The sequence below is a fragment of the Microbacterium sp. F51-2R genome (assembly GCF_052180235.1).
Taxonomy (GTDB): domain Bacteria; phylum Actinomycetota; class Actinomycetes; order Actinomycetales; family Microbacteriaceae; genus Microbacterium.
The window spans coordinates 543,081-559,962 of record NZ_CP197470.1 but is presented as its reverse complement, the minus strand read 5'-3'; the positions used below and the strand labels follow the sequence as shown (position 1 = coordinate 559,962).

The window sequence follows — 16,882 nt, the reverse complement described above, 5'->3', positions numbered from 1 at the left end:
GCTCTGACGGTCGGCGCGCGTCGCGCTTAGGCTCGTTGAGCCATGATCCGGTTCGAGAACGTCACGAAGCGCTTTCGCGGCACCGCGAAGCCCGCCCTCCACAACATCGATTTCGAGGTGACGCGGGGCGAGTTCCTCTTCCTCGTCGGCCCTTCGGGCTCGGGGAAGTCGTCGTGCCTGCGGCTGATCCTCCGCGAGGAGACGCCGTCGGACGGCCGGATCGTCGTCCTCGGCCGCGACCTCAAGTCCCTGCCGAACCGCAAGGTGCCCTACCTCCGCCGTCACATCGGTGCGGTGTTCCAGGACTTCCGGCTGCTGCCGACGAAGACCGTGTTCCAGAACGTCGCCTTCACGCTTCAGGTGATCGGCTCGTCGCGGGCCTTCGTGCAGCAGGCCGTGCCGGAGGTTCTCGCTCTCGTGGGGCTCAAGGGCAAGGAGCGCCGCTTCCCGCACGAGCTCTCCGGCGGTGAGCAGCAGCGCGTCGCCATCGCGCGGGCGCTCGTAAACCGCCCGCAGGTGCTGCTCGCGGATGAGCCGACAGGAAACCTCGACCCCGCGACATCCGTCGACATCATGCAGCTGCTCGCGCGCATCAACGCGGGTGGCACGACCGTCGTCATGGCCACGCACGAGGCGGGCTTCGTCGACCAGATGCAGCGACGGGTCATCGAGCTGTCGCACGGCGAGATGGTGCGCGACGAGCGGCACGGCGGCTACGGCGATACCTCCGGCCTGCCGAGCCTCGCGCCCGAGCCGGAGAAGGGCGCGGCGGCCGTCGCAGCGCTCACCGCCGTGCTCGAGCTGCACCGCGAGATCGTGCAGACGGGCACCGTGGACTCCGAAGCCGTCGACGCCGCCGTCGCGGCGGCCGCAGCCTCGGCGGAGCTGGCCGTCGAGGACGAGGCCATCGTGGCCAGCGAGCTGGCGATCGAGGAGTCGGTCGAGGCGCTGGCGGAGGCGAGGGTCGATGAGGCCCCCCTCGTGCTTCCGGAGCCCGAGCTCGCGCCCGAGGCATCGTCGGAACCTGCCGCCACCAAGCCGGCCGAACCCGTCGAGAAGATCGCTGCCGAAGAGCCGTCACGCCCGCGGACGGCTCCCATCCCGACAGTGGAGGCGCTCGAACTGGACGTCGCCGAACTCGGCCTCGCCGACCGCCTCGGGCTCGGCGAAGTCGATCCCGACGATGAAGTGGGGCCCACGTCATGAGGCTCGGGCTCGTCCTCGGCGAGGCGCTGAACGGCCTTCGCCGCAACGTCTCCATGGTCATCTCCGTCGTCCTCGTGACGTTCGTGTCGCTCACCTTCGTCGGTGCGGCGATTCTCATGCAGATGCAGATCGGCACGATGCGCGACTTCTGGGTCGACCGCGCCCAGGTCGCGATCTACATGTGCACGTCGGTCTCGCAGACCGCGACGTGTGCGAGCGGGGCTGCGACCGAGGACCAGCTGAACGAGGTGCGCGCGCGCCTCGACGGCGCCGCATTGGCGCCCCTCATCCGCACGTACGACTTCGTCGACCACGATCAGGCGTACAAGGAGCTGCTCGATCTCGTCGGCGAGGAGGCGGCCAGCGTCGTGACCCCCGACCAGGTCAACCAGACGTTCCGCGTCAACCTCGTCGATCAACGCCAGTCGGCTGTCATCATCGAGGCCTTCCGAGGGATGAACGGGGTCGAGGAGGTGAAGGACCAGCTGCAATACCTCGAGCCGCTCTTCTCGGCGCTGACCGTCGCGACGTACATCGCGGTGGGTATCGCGGCGCTCATGCTCGTCGCGGCGGTTCTCCTCATCGCCACGACGATCCGGCTGTCGGCATATGCCCGAAGACGGGAGCTGGGCATCATGCGCCTGGTCGGGGCATCCAACAGCTTCATCCAGACGCCGTTCGTGCTCGAAGGCGTGTTCGCCGCGCTCATCGGGTCGATCCTCGCAAGCGGTGCCGTGCTGCTCGGGGTGCACTTCGGGGTGAACGAGTACCTGCGGAACCGCGTCGACTTCGTCACGACCTGGGTCGGGATCGACGATGCGTGGACTGTCATACCCATTCTCATCATCATCGGGATCGTCCTTGCTGCGCTGTCGGCGGGCTTCGCGATCCGCCGGTGGCTGCGGGCCTGAGATAGACTGACGGGCCGTCCTGCCGACCCTGGCGGGCGTGCTGCCGCTCGTCGGCACGAACCGAAGGAAATCGCCATGCCCCGGGAACGCGGTGAGAAGGTCGTCGCGACCAACCGTCGCGCGCGCCACGAGTACGCCATCGAGAAGACGTATGAGGCGGGGCTCGTGCTGACGGGCACAGAGGTGAAGTCCCTTCGCGAGGGGCGTGCGAACCTCTCGGACGGCTATGCCTTCATCGACGGGGGAGAGGCCTACCTCGACGCCGTCAACATTCCGGAGTATTCGCAGGGCCACTGGACCAACCACTCCGCCAAGCGCACGCGCAAGCTGCTGCTGCACAAGGACGAGATCGTCAAGCTCTCGCACGCGATCTCGGCCGGCGGATACACGCTCGTGCCGCTGCGGCTCTACTTCTCGGACGGCCGGGCGAAGGTCGAGATCGCCGTCGCGAAGGGCAAGCGCGAGTTCGAGAAGCGCCAGACGATCCGCGAGCGCGAAGACAAGCGAGAGGCCGAGCGCGCCATGCGCTCCCGCAACCGCCTCGGCGACTAGGTCAGCGAACCCCAGGACCAGCTCAGAATCCCGGCGGATCGCCGTCGTCCGCGCGCCACGTCGTCGGATCCCGCAGGTCGATTCCCGGTGGCTCCGGTGGCTCCGGTGATGCGGTGAACCGCAGGACCGGTTCGGCCAGATCGACGTAGACCCGGCCGGTCGGGCTCGTCCATTCGAGGACGCCATCCTCGAGTTGCCGGACGGTCCAGTGAGTCTGGTGCTTGAGGATGTGGTGACGTTTGCACAAGTGCGCGAGGTTCGAGCAGTGGGTCGCGCCGCCGAGAGCCGCATCGAGCGTGTGATCGAGATCGCACCGCCACACGGGCTGACGGCACCCGGGAAAGCGGCATCGCTCATCTCGCGCTCCGAGGAACCGCTTCATCGCCTTGCTGGGCCGGTAGGTGTCGACCGCCACGACAACGCCCGTGACCGGAGACGTCATGACCCGCTCCCACGTCTTCGCCCCTCCCGCGAGCCGACGGGCTGTTGTCGGGTCGATGGGGCCGTAGCCGGCAAGCAGCGCCGGCTCGCTTCCCGTGCCCGCCGCGGTGAGCACCGGCACGATGATCTGCACCCGTGCCGAGATCGCGTCGAGGCCGTCGCCGGCGGAACAGCTCTGAGCTGTACCCGTCAGGAGCAGGTCGGTGAGGATGTCGACGCGCAGCTGGTCCATCGTGCGGTCGTCGGAGACGTCGGAGACGTCGGAGGTCGCGGCATCGGCGGCTGCGGTGTCGGGCGCTCCGCCCTCTGTCGCGAGCGCCTCGTGGGCACCAGGCCGTGCAGCGATGATGCCGCGCGCATCCGCGGTGAGCCGATCGTAGATCGCGTGAATGAGCATTGCGGCACCGGAGACCTGGAGCGTCGCCATACAATCGGCGCCGTCGAAGACCCGCACACTCCGTGCCTCGAAGGCGTGATCGTGGCGCTCCTGGATCGACTGCGGGTTCGCCCGGGTCGCCAGCACCTGCACGATGGGCCGCAGGCGCCCCGGTGTCATGGTCTCGGCGCGGGAGATGGCCGCAGCGACGAACCCGGCGCGAGCCGAGGCATCCTCGATCGGAAAGCCCGCGTCGTGGATCACGTTCACGTGCGCACGAGAGATGCGCGCGGCTGCCAGGGCGTCGACGAGCTCGGGGAATCGTCGGCACAAATCGGCGGACTCGTCGAGCTGGCGTTGGACCGTCCGCTCGCTGACTCGAGCGGCGGTCGCGAACTCCGCCACCATCGTGCGAGCCGGGAGATCGGACTTGATCGAGGCCCGCGTGGTCAGCCTGCCACGCTGCTCGTCGACAAGCTGTGCCGCAGCAGCAAGGGTGCGGATCTCTTCGGCCTCCTGCGCCGCGCGGCTTTCACGGCCACCCACGAAGGCTGACACGAGCACCGAAGTGCGGGTCTCGTCGCGAGCGCGCTGCGCGTCGGAGTCGGGTTGCGGTTCAGGGTTCATGGACGTCTCGCTCGACCAGGGGAGGGGTACCGAGATTCGGTGGGCGCGGCATGCGCACCCCTACTCAGCCCTGGTCAGCGTCACTCGTCCTGAATCAACCGTCGTCGAATCTCTTGCGTCGAGTATCGCACATATGTTCTAATCCCGCAATGGAAATCCGCACCTCAGTTCGCGACGAAACGGCCTTCCACGGCCGCCGACACGATGATTTCTTCGGGCTGCAGCTCGACGGCCGCGGCTCCGCCTGCGTCGGAGGCGAACGACGCCTTCATCATCCGCGCCATCTCGACAGGCGGCGGATCGCTGCGGGTGAGCAGGCCGACATCGGCGATCTCCACGGCCTTCACCGACGTGAGGCCGATCGCCTTGGCGTAGGCGGTCGCACGATCGACCGCGACGCGCACGGCTTCGGCCGCGACATCCGCCTCAGCCTGCTTCGCCGTCGCGCGGCTGAGCTGCCATTCGACGCCGTCGATCTGGATGCCGTCTCGCTCCGCGATCTCACTGACCCACCATGAGAGCGCGGCGAAGTCGGTGAAAGTGGCACTGAACTCGACCGACGCATAGTGCACGAGGGCCAGCTGCTTGCCCTCGTTGTTCCACGGGCGATTGGCCCAGACTGCGACGCGCCGGCTCGACCATTCGCGCACCCCGCCCTGCTGTTGGCGCGCCGCCAGATCGGTGCGCAGCGGCTCGGCGAGTGCGGAGATGCGCTCGACGACGCCTCCGCGGTCGGGGCCTTCGGCGCGCACCGAAAGGCGGACGACCCCTTCCTCGGGCGAGACCCACGCCTCGTGCTCGCCGCGGACAGTGATGACGACATCGCTCATGCGGGCGACTCTACGCGAGGCCGGGAATGACGGATGCCTCGGTTCCGTTGTATCCTGGTGTGCTCCTGATGCTTCGGCATCGGGGGTGAAAACTCCACAGTGTGACAACGGCCGCTTCAGACGAAGCACCACCTCGATTCGAGGGCACGGGGATGATCGGTTTCGACATCGCCTGCGAATCTGCGAGAAGCGGGCCGAGGATGCAGGGTTATCTCGTGAACGCCCCCTGCGAACCAATAACTGCCGAACACAAGCAGTCCGAGTTCGCCCTCGCTGCGTAAGCAGCGAGCCCGACTCCGTCAATCCGTGACTGATCCCGTCACGGTCCTTGGCGTCATTTAGGGATCTTGCTGCGTGATGACGCCTGAGCGTCACGCGGGACTTTTTCAGGCTGGGCTCGTCGACTTAGGTGTCTGTGACAAAGGTCGGGGCCGAGCAGAACGCATGCACAGACTGCGCCCGGAGAATCCGCCGTTACTCAGCGATGGACGGGGGTTCGATTCCCCCCATCTCCACAAAGCCGTTGTCACAGAACAGGGCCCGAGAGCCGCGATCACGCGGAACTCGGGCCCTTTTCGCTGGCCGGGTGTCAGTCGCGGGCCCCGCTGTCCAGCCGGTCACTTCACCGGCGGCGCGGGCCGCCGGTCAAGCTGCGGGCGTCGCGCATATGAGGGCTCACGCGCTCGGTGCCGCGGCCTACGCTGCCAGAGCGGCGGGCCTGGCGGAGCCCGACAGCGGGTCAGCAACCGCAGACGAGATCACGTGGCAGCTCCGCCATATGACCGACGACGTTCGGTCGGCGCTCCGGCAGCTGCCCCCGGTCGGCGAAGACTCGGCGGGGCCGCTGGGGGCCGGCCTGCTCGCATCCGGTGAGCTCGGCGCCATCATCCGTTCTCTGCAGAATCCGCTCACCGAGCCGATTCCGTGACGCTCCGCGGGTTTCCGGGCGACACGCCATTCGGTCGGGGCTCCGTAAGCCGTAGCCGCCAACAGGCCTGCTTTAGCCTGGCCCGATGCGAATGCTCCTCACCTCGAACGGCATTGCGAACGAGCTGATCCGTGGTGCCCTCGTCGATCTGCTCGGCAAGCCCACCGCGGAATCGCGCGTCGTCGTGGTGATCGACGCGATCCTCGGGTTCCCCGGCGACAGCTCGAAGCTCGTCGAGCATCTGGAGGGGCTCCGCGCACTCGGCTGGGCCGAGTTCGATGTCGCGTCGCTCTTCGCGGGTCCGCCCGCGTTGGTGGAGTCGCGACTGCGCTCGGCCGATGTGATCCTCGGCTATGGCGGCAGCAACCTGTGGCTGGCGCACGCGTGGACGGCGACGGGCCTGGCTCCCATCCTGAAGGAGCTCCTCGAAGAGAAGGTGTACGTCGGGTGGAGCGCCGGATCGATGATCTTCCCGCGCATGCTCGGCCGATGGCCGGAGGACTTCGAGGATCAGGACGAGCTCGAGCTCTTCGGACTCGATGAGATCGCCCCCGCCGTCCCGCTCTTCGACTGGTTCTTCCTCGGTCATCTCGGCGCCGACTGGATGTCGCCGAACGCCGAAGAGTGGGCCGCCCGGGGTGCGGAGCGAACGCGTCAGGCCGTCTGGTTCGTCGACGACGACTCGGCGCTCGTCGTGCGGGATCCCGCGGTCGACCCGGTCGTCGTCTCGTCAGGCCACTGGCGCCGCTTTGACCCTGACGGCTCGCTGGCCGAGTCGCACTAGGTCCAGGCGTCTTCGATCGGGATGTCGCGCCCGAGCACGTTCTGCGCCGCCCGATGCCCCGAGAGGAGCGCCGCCGGAACGGTCGCGGGATCGTCGGTCCAGGTCGCCTCACCGGCGAGGTGGAGCACTCCGCCGATCGGGGTGGCGAGGTCGTCGTGGTCGGCGGTCGTCGAACCGACGGTCATGTAGGCGTACGAGCCGTGGGCGAGCGGGTCGTCCTGCCAGTCCGACACCAGGATGTGCGACGGCTGCGGCACCGCCGCCTCGCCGTAGAGCCGGCGCAGCTGCGCGAGCACCGACTCCGCGATGCGCTCTTCGTCCCAGTCGCGCGTCTGGACGGCGGCCGGGCCGGCAGCGAAGGTCAGGAGCGTCGGCTCGCCGTGCAGCGACGTGAGGTCGTACCAGGTATGCCACCACCGCCCCTCGGGTCCGAGCTGACGGATCGCGTACACGCCGTCGTCCCAGAACTTCGTCGGGAAGCGCAGCACGACCTTCTCGAACGCATTCATGCGCAGTCGGCTGAGCGCTCCGGCGACGGGCTCGGGGAGCGGCGGCTCGATGACGAAGTCGTCGGACTGGAGCACTCCGACGGGAACCGTGACGATGGCGGCGCGCGCTGAGAAGACGCCGTACTCCGTCGTCACCGCCACGCCGTCCGGCGACCACGCGACGCGCTCCACCTCGTGCGTGAGACGGATGACGAGTCCTTCCGAGAGCCCCGCCGCGAGCCGGTCGTACCCGTCGGGGAAGACCACCTCGTCGCCCTCGATCGAGTCGTCGTCGAGGCCGTGCGCGGCAAGATCCTCGATCCACGCGCCGTACTGCTCCTCCGAGCGATGCTCGAGGTACTCCCGGACGCGCTGCGCGCGCTCTTCATCCCAGTGCTGAGCAGCGAGGGCCGCCTCGGTCACGTCGCGGTACGAGGCATCCGGAGCCGAATCGGCGACCACGGCGCGCAGGGTCTCGTCGACCGCGCGGATGTCGTCGACGAATCGGCGGGTCGCCTCAACCCCGAGCCTCTCGCCATCGGGTCCGTAGTACGCGATGGGGCGGCCGTCGGGCTGATAGCCACCGACGGTGAACTCCATCGTGCGCATGCCGAACGCCGCCGCGGCAGCGGCGACAGGGCTGCCGGTGATGCCGTGGATCCAGGAGGCACCGAGATCGGTCACATGCCCCTCGTGGCGGACCGTCCACACCCGCCCGCCGATGCGGTCGCGCGCTTCGAGCACGACGACCTTCTGCCCGTGCCGCGTCAGCAGGCGCGCCGCCGTGAGTCCGGCGACTCCCGCGCCGACGACGATCGTGTCGAACTGCTGCATCGCGACGCTCCTCGCCGGGCGCCCTTCGCCCGCACTTCGACGCTAGCGGTCCGTCAGGAGGGGCGCGGCATCGGGCGCGGCATCGCGGGTGACACTGCGGCCGGCGGCGGATGCCTCGCGCTACGCCTGCGCCGTCTGCTCGTGCACGTCGGTCGCCAGCGTCGTGCCGTTCAGCTCGAGGTAGAGCCGCCGCTCGGTGATCGAGACCGACATCGTGTTGCGCCGCTCGAGGACGGCTGTCGCCGCGTCGAGGAAGCCCGGGTCGAAGCTGTAGAGGCGGATGTCGTCGGCGCGGTGGATCTTCTTGCCGGCCCACAGCGGGGCGACCTTCGCCGGGTCGCGGTGCGTGTAGACGGCGACGCGCTCGGCCTGGAGGCTGCCGGTGTGCAGACGTGCGGCATCGGGCGCCCCCACCTCGACCCAGGCGAGGAGCTTGCCGGTGAGGTCGCGCACCGACACGGCGGGTTCGTCGGTCGCCGAGATCCCCTCGCTGAACGCGATCCCCTCCTCGTACTCGAGGCAGTAGGCGAGCACGCGGGTGAGCATGAAGGCGTCCGTCTCGGACGCATGGCGCGCCACACGGAGGCTGAGCGCCTCGTAGACGCCGCGGTCGACGTCGGCCAGCTGCACCGCGAAGGTGTGGATCGTCGCCCCGATTGCCATAACGCTCGAGCCTATCGGCGCCGGTGCGGGAAGTTGTCGACGCCGCCGATGTGGCGGACCGTGCGGCGACGCTCCACGACGATCACGATGGCACCGATGATCCACAGCGGGAACTGCGTCAGGAATGCCATGCGGAACGCGTCGAGCGAATAGGTCGCGGGCGTGCCGGCGCCCTGCAGATCGAGGGCGAGACCGATCAGGAGGATCGCGATGAGGGCGGCGAGGAATCCGCCGCCGTTCACGATGCCGGTCGCGGTGCTGAGGCGATGGCTCGGGTTGAACGTGCGCGCGTGGTCGAACGCGATCATCGACGCAGGTCCGCCGGTCGCGAGAGCGAACATCAGGATGACGAGGAGCCATACCGGCGCGGGCCCCGGCCAGAGGATCACGGCGAGCCACATGAGCGCCTGGAACGCGACGGTGGGGAGCACGAGCCAGCGCGACCGGCGCGTCGGGTGGCGGCTCGAGAGCGCGCCGATGATGGGGCCGCTGATGATGCTGAAGATCACGAGAGACGTCATGACGAGGGATGCCGCGGCCGGCGTGAGGCCCTCGCCGCCCGTGAGGAAGGGGAAACCCCACAGGAGCATGAACGCGGTGCCGGCGAACGGCGTCGTGAAGTGCGACCAGAATCCGAGCCGTGTCGCCGGATGCCCCCACGACTCGCGGAAGCCCTCCCGCAGATCCGCCGAGGACTGCACGACCCGCACCGCGCCGGTGTCGGTGTTCACCGACAGGTCGACGGGATCGGACTCGCGTTCCGGTGGCCGGTTGCGGATGATCGCGAAGGTCAGGACGGCGAAGAGCAGGGCCAGCCCCGCGAGGCTTCCGAAGGCGACGCTCCACGACGTCGCGTGCAGCAGGGCGGCGAGGGGGATGACCGCCACGATCTGACCGAGCTGACCGATGATGCCCGTCATCTGGACGAGGAACGGGGCCCTCTGCTCGGGGAACCACGTCGCGACCACGCGCAGCACGCTCGGGAACACGGCGGCGTCGCCCGCGCCGATCAGGATTCGGGCCAGGATGCCGATGCCCACGACATCCGCGAAGGCCATGACTCCCTGGCCGATCGCCATCAGCACCATCCCGATCGCGATGATCGGCCGCGCACCGAATCGGTCGAGCAGCAGGCCGACGGGGATCTGCATGAGGCCGTACACCGCGAGCTGGATCACCGCGAACATCGACAGTGCCGAGGCATCCGCGTGGAAGCGCATCTGCGCATCGACGCCGACTGAAGACAGCGACGTACGGTTGACGATCGCGACGACGTAGGCCAGCACGCCGATCGACCACACCGTCCACGTGCGCCAGCCCGGCGCAGCGAGGGCGGGCGTGCGCGACAAAGCCGGATCCTGTCCGTCGGTGGGTGGGGGAGAGCGGATGCCGCGACCCGGCACCCACTTCCAGGCTAACCCCGCACCGCCCCCTCTACCGGCGGCTCAGCGCGCGGCATCCCACCAATCGAGAACCCGCGTGCCCATCAGCGTCAGCCACTTGGACGGCTGCCCCTCGGGCACGTCGACGTCGAACCACGTGCGGCCGGCGAGCGGAGTGGTCTGCAGCCACGTGCCGTCGGGCTGACGCGCCGTTCGGACGACCTCGATCGCGTCGGCGAGCCGGGGATCGGGCGGTGTGCCTTCGAGGAGCGAGACGTCGCGGAAGTGGTCGAGGGCGGCAAGCGCGCTGTACCGGTGCCGGTTCGGGTAGACGAAGCGCGTCACGAAGGGCCCGACCGGGTCGCCCGTGGATGCGCGGTACATGAGACGCCGGCTCAGGAGATACTCCTCGCCGCCGTGGCGGGCCTCGCGCATCGAGGTGTCGCCCGTGATCCGCTCGTAGGCGAGGATGCCCCGCGCGGCGTTGAGCGTCGAGTGGAACGACGAGCGCACGGAGTCGCCCTCCTCCGCCTCGCAGTTCCAGCCGCCGTCTTCGAGTCGGTGCTCGGGGAACCACTCCACGAGGCGTGAGACATCGGCGCCGAGCCAGGCGCCGCTCGCGAGCGTGTACGAGTTGATGCAGACGTCGACCTCGCCGCCCCAATAGGGGAGGTCGTCATACTCCCAGCGACTGTTCGCGGCGAGCTTCTCGGCCGTCCCCGCGAGTCGAGCGGCATCGACACCCCACTCGCGGAGGTCTTTCAACGACCACGTCGTGGCGACCCACGGCTGGCCGGGAAGATCGCGTTCGGGGCTGTCGAAGAAGCCCACGGGGAAGAAGGCTCCGCCCGCCCACTGGCCGTCTTCGTCTTGTCGCGACAGCAGCTCGGCGCCGAACCCTTCGTCGGCCACGCGGGCCCGTGTCTCTTCCCAGAGCTCCGGCGGCTCGCCGGCCAGGTCGCGTTGCACCTGCCAGCGCAGGGCAGGATCGGAGTCGAGCAGCCACGCGAGCAGGGCGCGATCAACGGTCATGAGTGCACGCTACTCACGCCTCCCGACATCGGGGTGGATCACACTCGCGTCGCCGGTGCAACCGCCTCTGCCGCGGCATCCGTCCCCCGTAGCGTCGGAGGAAGCGAGACCGACCATTGAGGGGCCCCGATGTCACGAAACGTCAGAGTGCTCAACTGCACGCCCGAAGAGGTGTTCCGCGTGCTCGGGGACGGATGGCTGTACCCCTCGTGGGTCGTGGGTGCGTCGCGCATGCGGAAGGTCGCGGACGACTGGCCCGCCGAGGGCTCGGCGCTGCACCACTCGTTCGGCGTCTGGCCCGCGCTCATCGACGACACGACGAGCGTCGAGGAGTGGAAGCCGCCGCGACGCATGGTGATGCGCGCACGGGGCTGGCCCATCGGCGAGGCCCGTGTGACGATCGACGTGAAGCATCGCGGAGAGGGCTGCATCGTGCGCATCCAGGAAGAGGCAGTATCAGGGCCGGGCCGGTTCGTGCCTGCCCCGCTGCTCGATGCCGTCCTGCAGTGGCGCAATGCCGAGACGCTCCACCGGCTTGCGTATCTCGCCGAAGGCCGTGCGGTGCGCCCCTCGGGTGCGACGAGCGCGGAGCGCGAGCTGGCCGCCTCCGGGGAGGACGGGGCGCCCGGCTCGTGAGGCAGCCAGACCTCGACGTCATCGTCGTCGGCTCCGGCCCCAACGGACTGGCCGCGGCCGTGACGCTTGCCCGCGCGGGGCTGCGCGTGCGGGTCTACGAGAGGGCCGATCAGGCCGGGGGAGGCGTGAGCACCCGCGAGCTGACGCTGCCAGGCTTCCTGCACGACGTGTGCTCGGCCGTGCACCCGCTGGCCTTCGAGTCGCGGTTCTTCCGCGAGTTCGGCCTCGCCCGTCGCGTCGAGTTCGCGACACCGGACCTGTCGTTCGCCCAGCCCCTCGACCACGGCCGCGCTGCTCTCGCCTACCGCGACCTCGATCGCACCCGCGAGGGGCTCGGCGTCGACGGCGCGGCGTACGACGCGCTCATGCGCCCGCTGGTGGAGCGCGTAGAGGAGGTCGCCGAGTTCACGGGCTCGCCGCTCGTGCGTGTGCCCCGCGGCATCCGGACCCCCGTCACATTCGGCCTGCGCGCGCTGGAACAGGGGAGCAGGCTCTGGAACGCACGCTTCCGGGAGGAGCTCGCGCCCGCCCTTCTCACGGGAGTCGCGGCGCACACGATCCTTCCGCAGCCGAGCCTCGCGGCCGCCGCGGCGGGTCTCGCGCTCGGCACGTATGCCCACGCGCGGGGCTGGCCGATCCCGATCGGCGGGAGTCAGGCGATCACCGACGCGATGATCGCCGACCTGCGCGCCCACGGAGGCGAGCTCGTGCTGGACCACGAGGTCGCGAGCCTCGACGAACTGCCACCGGCCCGCGTCACGATGCTCGACGTCACTCCGCGCGCACTCGTCGCGATCGCGGGCGCGCGCATGCCGTCGCGCTACCGGCGCGCGATGGAGTCGTTCCGCTACGGGGGAGCGGTCGCCAAGGTGGACTTCGCCCTGAGCGAGCCGGTGCCGTGGCAGAACCCCGCCGTGCGCGAGGCCGGCACCGTGCACGTCGGTGGGACCCGCGACGAAGTGGCGCACTCCGAGAACGAGGTCAATGCCGGGCGTCTTCCCGACCGCCCCTACGTGCTCGTCTCGCAACCCACCCTCGTCGACCCGAGCCGGGCACCGGCCGGTCGACACACGCTCTGGACCTACACGCACGTTCCGGCGGGGAGCTCTGCCGACCGCGCCGAGGCGGTCATCCGTCAGATCGAGCGTTACGCGCCGGGCTTCCGCGACACGATCATCGGACGCCACTCGCGCACCGCCGTCGACGTCGAGCGGCACAATCCCAATTACCCGGGCGGCGACATCGCGGCCGGCGCGCCCTCGCTCTGGCAGCTCATCCGCAGGCCCGTCATCAGCCCCGAGCCGTGGCGCACGCCGATGCCCGGCGTCTATCTCGCGTCGGCCTCGGTCGCCCCCGGCCCCGGCGTGCACGGCCTCACGGGGTGGTACGCCGCGCTGAGCGCGCTGCGGCACGAATTCGGCACCCGTGCCCTCCCCGACCTCTCGCCCTGAGTACGCCGCGTGCAGAGCTGACGCGACGAGGAGCCCGCGCGTCAGCGCGTGCGCACCGACGGCGCCGCAAGCGCCTCGACGACGAGATCGTGCACGGCCGACGCGCCCGGGGAGCGCCGGATCGCCTCGCCGATCTGCGCCGAGCGCGTGCGGAACGACGGCTCGGCGAGCACGCGCCGCACCGCCTTGTTCACTTGGCCGGGCTTCGGGTCGTCGGTGCGGAGGTCGATGCCGACGCCGGTCCACGAGATGCGGGCGCTCACCTCGGTCTTGTCCTCCGTGCGCCCGGCGACGACGATCGGGACGCCGTGCTCGAGTGCGAAGTGCACTCCGCCGTAGCCGCCGTTGGTCACGTACACGTCGGTGAGGGGCAGCAGCCGGTCGTACGGGAGGAAGCTCGCCGTCCGCACGTTCGACGGCAGGTCCTCGGGGAGGGTCTCGACGGGTCGGCCTCCCGTGCTCACGACGACGAGCACGCGCTCATCCGCGAGAGCGCGGATCGTGGGCTCGACGAGGTTCCACCCCGAGTTCGCGACAGTGCCCTGCGTCACATGCACGACGGGAACCCCCGAGTGCAGCTCGTCCCACCATTCCGGCAGCGGCGTCCGCGACGGTAGGGCGCGTGTGACGGGACCGACGAACTTCACGGCGTCGGTCAGCCCGGGGCGGTCGTACTCGAACTCGGGGACGGTGAACTGGATGACGAGATCCGCGCCCGCGGGCCAGTTGAGGAAGAACCGCGACAGCGGGCGACCGAGCTCTTGCTGCGCGAGCCCGTCGGCGTACTTCTGCACGGGGCCGAACACCCCCTTCTCGGCCGTCGCGGTCAGCACGGCGTTCCGAAGCCGGCCGATGGGGCCGGGCATGGGCGTGATCCCGAGTCCGAAGGGCGCGACATCCGGATGCTGCAGACCCAGCGGGATGATCCCGAGCGCGACGAGGAGCGGCCTGTCGGAGCGTGGCAGCTCGGAGAGCAGGGCCGCGCCCGCGAACATGGGCTCCGCCAGGACCGCATCGGTCGGCTCGGCCGCGAGGGCCGCCCGCACCGCGGCGAGCTGCGCGGGAACGGGTCGGAGGAAGATCTCGATCATGTCGTAGCGGATGCCCTTGGGGCCGCTGAGCCCGACGCGACCGGGGAACGCGGCATCCACATCCCGATCGTCGTAGTCGGCCTCGGCGGGAAGCGGCAGGTACTCGGCTCCGGTCGCGATCACCTCGTCGCGGTACCGGGCGCCGGTCATGAAGCGCACACGATCGCCCGCGGCGACGAGGGCCGACGCGACGGCGAGGAGAGGGGAGACATGCCCACGGACGGGCGTGCAGAGCATCAGAACAGAAGACATCGGCGGTGACCTCGAAGAGAAGGGACGGGTGACTACAATTGAAGGTACTGTTGGAGTATTCACCACCCGAATGGGTTAGTCAATAAGGAGATCGGATGTCGAGCACCACCGCCACCCGCGCGTACCGGTCGACGCTGCGCAGCGAGCAGGCCGCCGCGACGCGACGGCGCGTGCTCGAGGCGTCCGCGTCCTGCTTCGCCGACCGCGGATACACCGGCACGTCCCTCGCCGACATCGCCGAGCGGGCCGGAGTCTCGCCCGAGACGGTCAAGGCGAACGGGCCGAAGCGGGACCTGCTCCTCCGCGCCTTCGAGCACGCCTTCGCGGGCACGGAGGGCGAGGAGGCCCTCTCCGAGAACGACGCGGCGGCCGCGCTGCTCGCGATCGGCGACGACGACGCCTTCGTCACGGCCCTCGCCGGGTTCATCGGCGACGCGAACGCGCGGACGAGCGTGCTGTGGACCGAACTCCTGAGTGCAGCGAACGCCGACGACGAGATCGCCGCGGCCCTCGAAGGCCTCCTCGCCCGCCGGCGCGAGGACTACCGGCGGGTCATCGACATCCTGCGCGCCCGCGGGATCGCCGGGGAGGGGACGGATGCCGAGGCATCCGCCGCCGCGCTGTCGTTCCTCTGGTCGCCCGAGAGCCACCAGCAGCTCGTGCTGCAGAGCGGGTGGAGCATGCCGGCCTACCGCGAGTGGCTCGCGACGGCGCTGCGGCGGCAGTTCGTCTGAACCGAACGCCGTGCCTCAGCCCGGACGCGCGGGCCCGGCGGGAAGCGGCGGGGCTCAGGTCTGCGGCCACTCCACGAGGATGATCCCCTGCTTCGTGTCGGCGTACTTCACCCAGCCGTCGCCGAAGAGGTACGTCAGGCCGTAGCCCTCGTCATCCGTCGAGATCGCGGTCTCGGGGCTCTCGGTGATGTAGACGCCCTCCGACGCATCCTCGCGGCGCCAGCCCTGCGCGACGAGCTCCGCCTCGGCGGTGGCGGCCTGGTCTGACGAGATCGGAGCCCAGCCGAAGACCTGCACGTGATCGGTCGCCGTCGAGAAGTCGCCCCAGATGCACTGGATGCCGTCGGGGATCTCGACGCTCGCGACGAGGAACGTGTCGGAGAGGGAGGTCCAGCCGAGCGACTCGAAGTCCTTCACCGTCGTCGCCGAGATGATCGTCTCGCACGTCGGCTCCTCGACCTTCGGCCCCGACGTCGCCGACGCCGAGGGCTCGGGCGCCGGCGACGACGGCTCGACCTCGACGGTCTTCGTGGGCTCGGGTTCGGATTCGGCGGCCGATGGTGCGCACGCGGTCATCAGGGCGGCGGTCGCGGCGACGGCCAGTGTCGCGGCGATGCGCGCGAAAGGTCGGGTCATTCGGGGGTCTCCGTGGGCGCGAGGGGGTGGAGGAGGTCGAGGAAGGCCTGGTGGAGCACGCGGTTGGTCGCGACCACCGAGCGGTCGGCGATGGAGTCGTCGCCGGCGTACGACGTGACCCGGCCGCCGGCCTCGGTGATGATCGCGACGTGGGCGGCGAGGTCGTACTCCTTGACGTCGAACTCGCCGACGAACTCGAGGCGTCCCTCGGCGAGGAGCATGTACGGCCACGCGTCGCCGTAGCCGCGATCGCGCCACACCGCCGCGGTCAGACGCTCGAGGGCGTCGAGCTCGCCCGCGCCGCGCCATTGGCCGATGCTCTGGAAGCTCACGCTCGACTCGGCGATCGAGTCCACGTGCGACACTGCCAGCCGCCGCGTCCCGCCGTCGGAGGTGTTCGTCCAGGCGCCGAGTCCTGTGGCCGCCCACCAGCGCCGGCCGATGGCCGGCTGGCTCACGACGCCGACCCGGGGGACGCCGTCGATGCTGAGGGCGATGAGCGTCGACCACATCGGGATGCCCTTGAGGTAGTTGGCGGTGCCGTCGATCGGATCGAGGATCCACTGCCGGGACGTGCCGCCGGTCGCCCCGAACTCCTCGCCGAAGATGCCGTCGCCCTCCCGCTCGGCCTCGATGAGATCCCGCATGACCCGCTCGGTGGCGAGGTCGGCCTCGGTCACGTGCGAGGCGTCGGCCTTCACGCGCACATCGAGATCGGGCGCGTCGAAGCGCTGCATCGAGGTGGCGTCCGCGGCATCCGCAAGACGCAGGGCGAAGGCGAGATCCGCCGTCAGATCCCCGTCGAAGGGCGCGTCGAAGCGCGTCGTGGAAAGGGGGGAGGTCACGGCATCAAGGATACGGCGCCGAGGGATGCCTCGATTTCCGTGTCATCCGATCGTGATGGTAGTGTTGATCTCCGGTTCGCCCCGTGCGAATCACGCGCCTTTAGCTCAGTCGGTAGAGCAACTGACTCTTAATCAGTGGGTCCTCGGTTCGAGCCCGAGAGGGCGCACCAATGAAGAAGAGCC

Annotated in this window: 17 protein-coding genes, 1 tRNA gene, 1 other RNA gene and 1 pseudogene; 11 read left to right on the top strand and 9 right to left on the bottom strand. The window is 69.7% G+C overall.

The window, feature by feature from the left end:
• The first annotated feature begins 42 nt into the window (after window positions 1–42).
• From ftsE to smpB, 3 genes are all read left to right on the top strand, one after another.
• On the top strand, window positions 43–1,206 hold the full coding sequence (ftsE, locus tag ACSBPH_RS02750) for a cell division ATP-binding protein FtsE (RefSeq protein ID WP_442576086.1): 1,164 nt from the start codon (window positions 43–45) through the stop codon (window positions 1,204–1,206).
• On the top strand, window positions 1,203–2,117 hold the full coding sequence (ftsX, locus tag ACSBPH_RS02745) for a permease-like cell division protein FtsX (protein ID WP_442576085.1): 915 nt from the start codon (window positions 1,203–1,205) through the stop codon (window positions 2,115–2,117). Before ftsE ends, ftsX begins: the two co-directional genes overlap by 4 nt.
• 75 nt (window positions 2,118–2,192) lie before the next feature.
• The gene (smpB, locus tag ACSBPH_RS02740; RefSeq protein WP_442576084.1) at window positions 2,193–2,669 is read left to right on the top strand and encodes an SsrA-binding protein SmpB; all 477 of its coding nucleotides are present in this window, start codon (window positions 2,193–2,195) and stop codon (window positions 2,667–2,669) included.
• 22 nt (window positions 2,670–2,691) lie between these two features.
• Here smpB and ACSBPH_RS02735 read toward each other — a convergent pair whose 3' ends face one another.
• Together ACSBPH_RS02735 and ACSBPH_RS02730 are read right to left on the bottom strand one after the other, a co-directional pair.
• Window positions 2,692–4,113 carry a DUF222 domain-containing protein gene (locus tag ACSBPH_RS02735; protein WP_442576083.1) on the bottom strand — a complete coding sequence of 474 codons (1,422 nt, stop codon included), beginning with the start codon at window positions 4,111–4,113 and terminating at the stop codon, window positions 2,692–2,694.
• Between the two features lie 164 nt (window positions 4,114–4,277).
• Window positions 4,278–4,943: an SIMPL domain-containing protein gene (locus ACSBPH_RS02730; protein ID WP_442576082.1), complete on the bottom strand. Its 666-nt coding sequence runs from the start codon at window positions 4,941–4,943 to the stop codon at window positions 4,278–4,280.
• Window positions 4,944–5,091: 148 nt separating this feature from the next.
• On the opposite strand from ACSBPH_RS02730, the gene ssrA reads away from it, so the two are divergent.
• From ssrA to ACSBPH_RS02710, 4 genes and pseudogenes are all read left to right on the top strand, one after another.
• Window positions 5,092–5,461, top strand: a transfer-messenger RNA (tmRNA) gene (ssrA, locus tag ACSBPH_RS02725).
• Window positions 5,428–5,670: pseudogene (locus ACSBPH_RS02720) on the top strand (putative immunity protein); the annotation flags it as partial. The gene ssrA and the pseudogene ACSBPH_RS02720, both read left to right, overlap by 34 nt.
• A 51-nt stretch (window positions 5,671–5,721) precedes the next feature.
• Window positions 5,722–5,871, top strand: a complete 150-nt coding sequence (locus tag ACSBPH_RS02715) for a hypothetical protein (protein WP_442577349.1) — start codon at window positions 5,722–5,724, stop codon at window positions 5,869–5,871.
• Window positions 5,872–5,956: 85 nt separating this feature from the next.
• On the top strand, window positions 5,957–6,655 hold the full coding sequence (locus tag ACSBPH_RS02710) for a Type 1 glutamine amidotransferase-like domain-containing protein (protein WP_442576081.1): 699 nt from the start codon (window positions 5,957–5,959) through the stop codon (window positions 6,653–6,655).
• Here ACSBPH_RS02710 and ACSBPH_RS02705 read toward each other — a convergent pair.
• The 4 genes from ACSBPH_RS02705 to ACSBPH_RS02690 all read right to left on the bottom strand — a co-directional run bounded on the left by ACSBPH_RS02705 (window position 6,652) and on the right by ACSBPH_RS02690 (window position 11,054).
• Entirely contained in the window at window positions 6,652–7,977 is a 1,326-nt protein-coding gene (locus tag ACSBPH_RS02705) for a flavin monoamine oxidase family protein (RefSeq protein WP_442576080.1), read from the bottom strand. The two genes, ACSBPH_RS02710 and ACSBPH_RS02705, sit on opposite strands and share 4 nt — an antisense overlap.
• 120 nt (window positions 7,978–8,097) lie before the next feature.
• Window positions 8,098–8,640, bottom strand: a complete 543-nt coding sequence (locus ACSBPH_RS02700) for a YaeQ family protein (protein ID WP_442576079.1) — start codon at window positions 8,638–8,640, stop codon at window positions 8,098–8,100.
• A gap of 11 nt (window positions 8,641–8,651) precedes the next feature.
• Entirely contained in the window at window positions 8,652–9,989 is a 1,338-nt protein-coding gene (locus tag ACSBPH_RS02695; RefSeq protein WP_442576078.1) for an MFS transporter, read from the bottom strand.
• A 96-nt stretch (window positions 9,990–10,085) separates the two neighbouring features.
• Complete coding sequence (locus ACSBPH_RS02690; RefSeq protein ID WP_442576077.1) at window positions 10,086–11,054, bottom strand: squalene cyclase; 969 nt, start codon at window positions 11,052–11,054, stop codon at window positions 10,086–10,088.
• A gap of 129 nt (window positions 11,055–11,183) precedes the next feature.
• Here ACSBPH_RS02690 and ACSBPH_RS02685 point away from each other — a divergent pair, with 129 nt between their 5' ends.
• Window positions 11,184–11,690, top strand: coding sequence for an SRPBCC family protein (locus tag ACSBPH_RS02685; RefSeq protein ID WP_442576076.1), 507 nt, complete (start codon window positions 11,184–11,186; stop codon window positions 11,688–11,690).
• On the top strand, window positions 11,687–13,141 hold the full coding sequence (locus ACSBPH_RS02680; RefSeq protein ID WP_442576075.1) for a phytoene desaturase family protein: 1,455 nt from the start codon (window positions 11,687–11,689) through the stop codon (window positions 13,139–13,141). Before ACSBPH_RS02685 ends, ACSBPH_RS02680 begins: the two co-directional genes overlap by 4 nt.
• A 41-nt stretch (window positions 13,142–13,182) precedes the next feature.
• On the opposite strand, the gene ACSBPH_RS02675 is transcribed toward ACSBPH_RS02680, so the two are convergent.
• Window positions 13,183–14,484 carry a nucleotide disphospho-sugar-binding domain-containing protein gene (locus tag ACSBPH_RS02675; RefSeq protein WP_442576074.1) on the bottom strand — a complete coding sequence of 434 codons (1,302 nt, stop codon included), beginning with the start codon at window positions 14,482–14,484 and terminating at the stop codon, window positions 13,183–13,185.
• 95 nt (window positions 14,485–14,579) lie between these two features.
• Here ACSBPH_RS02675 and ACSBPH_RS02670 point away from each other — a divergent pair, with 95 nt between their 5' ends.
• Window positions 14,580–15,218: a TetR/AcrR family transcriptional regulator gene (locus tag ACSBPH_RS02670; protein WP_442576073.1), complete on the top strand. Its 639-nt coding sequence runs from the start codon at window positions 14,580–14,582 to the stop codon at window positions 15,216–15,218.
• A 54-nt stretch (window positions 15,219–15,272) separates the two neighbouring features.
• Here the strand turns inward: ACSBPH_RS02670 and ACSBPH_RS02665 are convergent, their stop codons facing one another.
• Both ACSBPH_RS02665 and ACSBPH_RS02660 read right to left on the bottom strand, forming a co-directional pair.
• Window positions 15,273–15,854 carry a hypothetical protein gene (locus tag ACSBPH_RS02665; protein WP_442576072.1) on the bottom strand — a complete coding sequence of 194 codons (582 nt, stop codon included), beginning with the start codon at window positions 15,852–15,854 and terminating at the stop codon, window positions 15,273–15,275.
• The gene (locus tag ACSBPH_RS02660; protein ID WP_442576071.1) at window positions 15,851–16,699 is read right to left on the bottom strand and encodes an inositol monophosphatase family protein; all 849 of its coding nucleotides are present in this window, start codon (window positions 16,697–16,699) and stop codon (window positions 15,851–15,853) included. Before ACSBPH_RS02660 ends, ACSBPH_RS02665 begins: the two co-directional genes overlap by 4 nt.
• A 94-nt stretch (window positions 16,700–16,793) precedes the next feature.
• Here ACSBPH_RS02660 and ACSBPH_RS02655 point away from each other — a divergent pair.
• Window positions 16,794–16,869 (top strand) — tRNA-Lys (locus tag ACSBPH_RS02655).
• The last annotated feature ends 13 nt before the right edge of the window (window positions 16,870–16,882 follow it).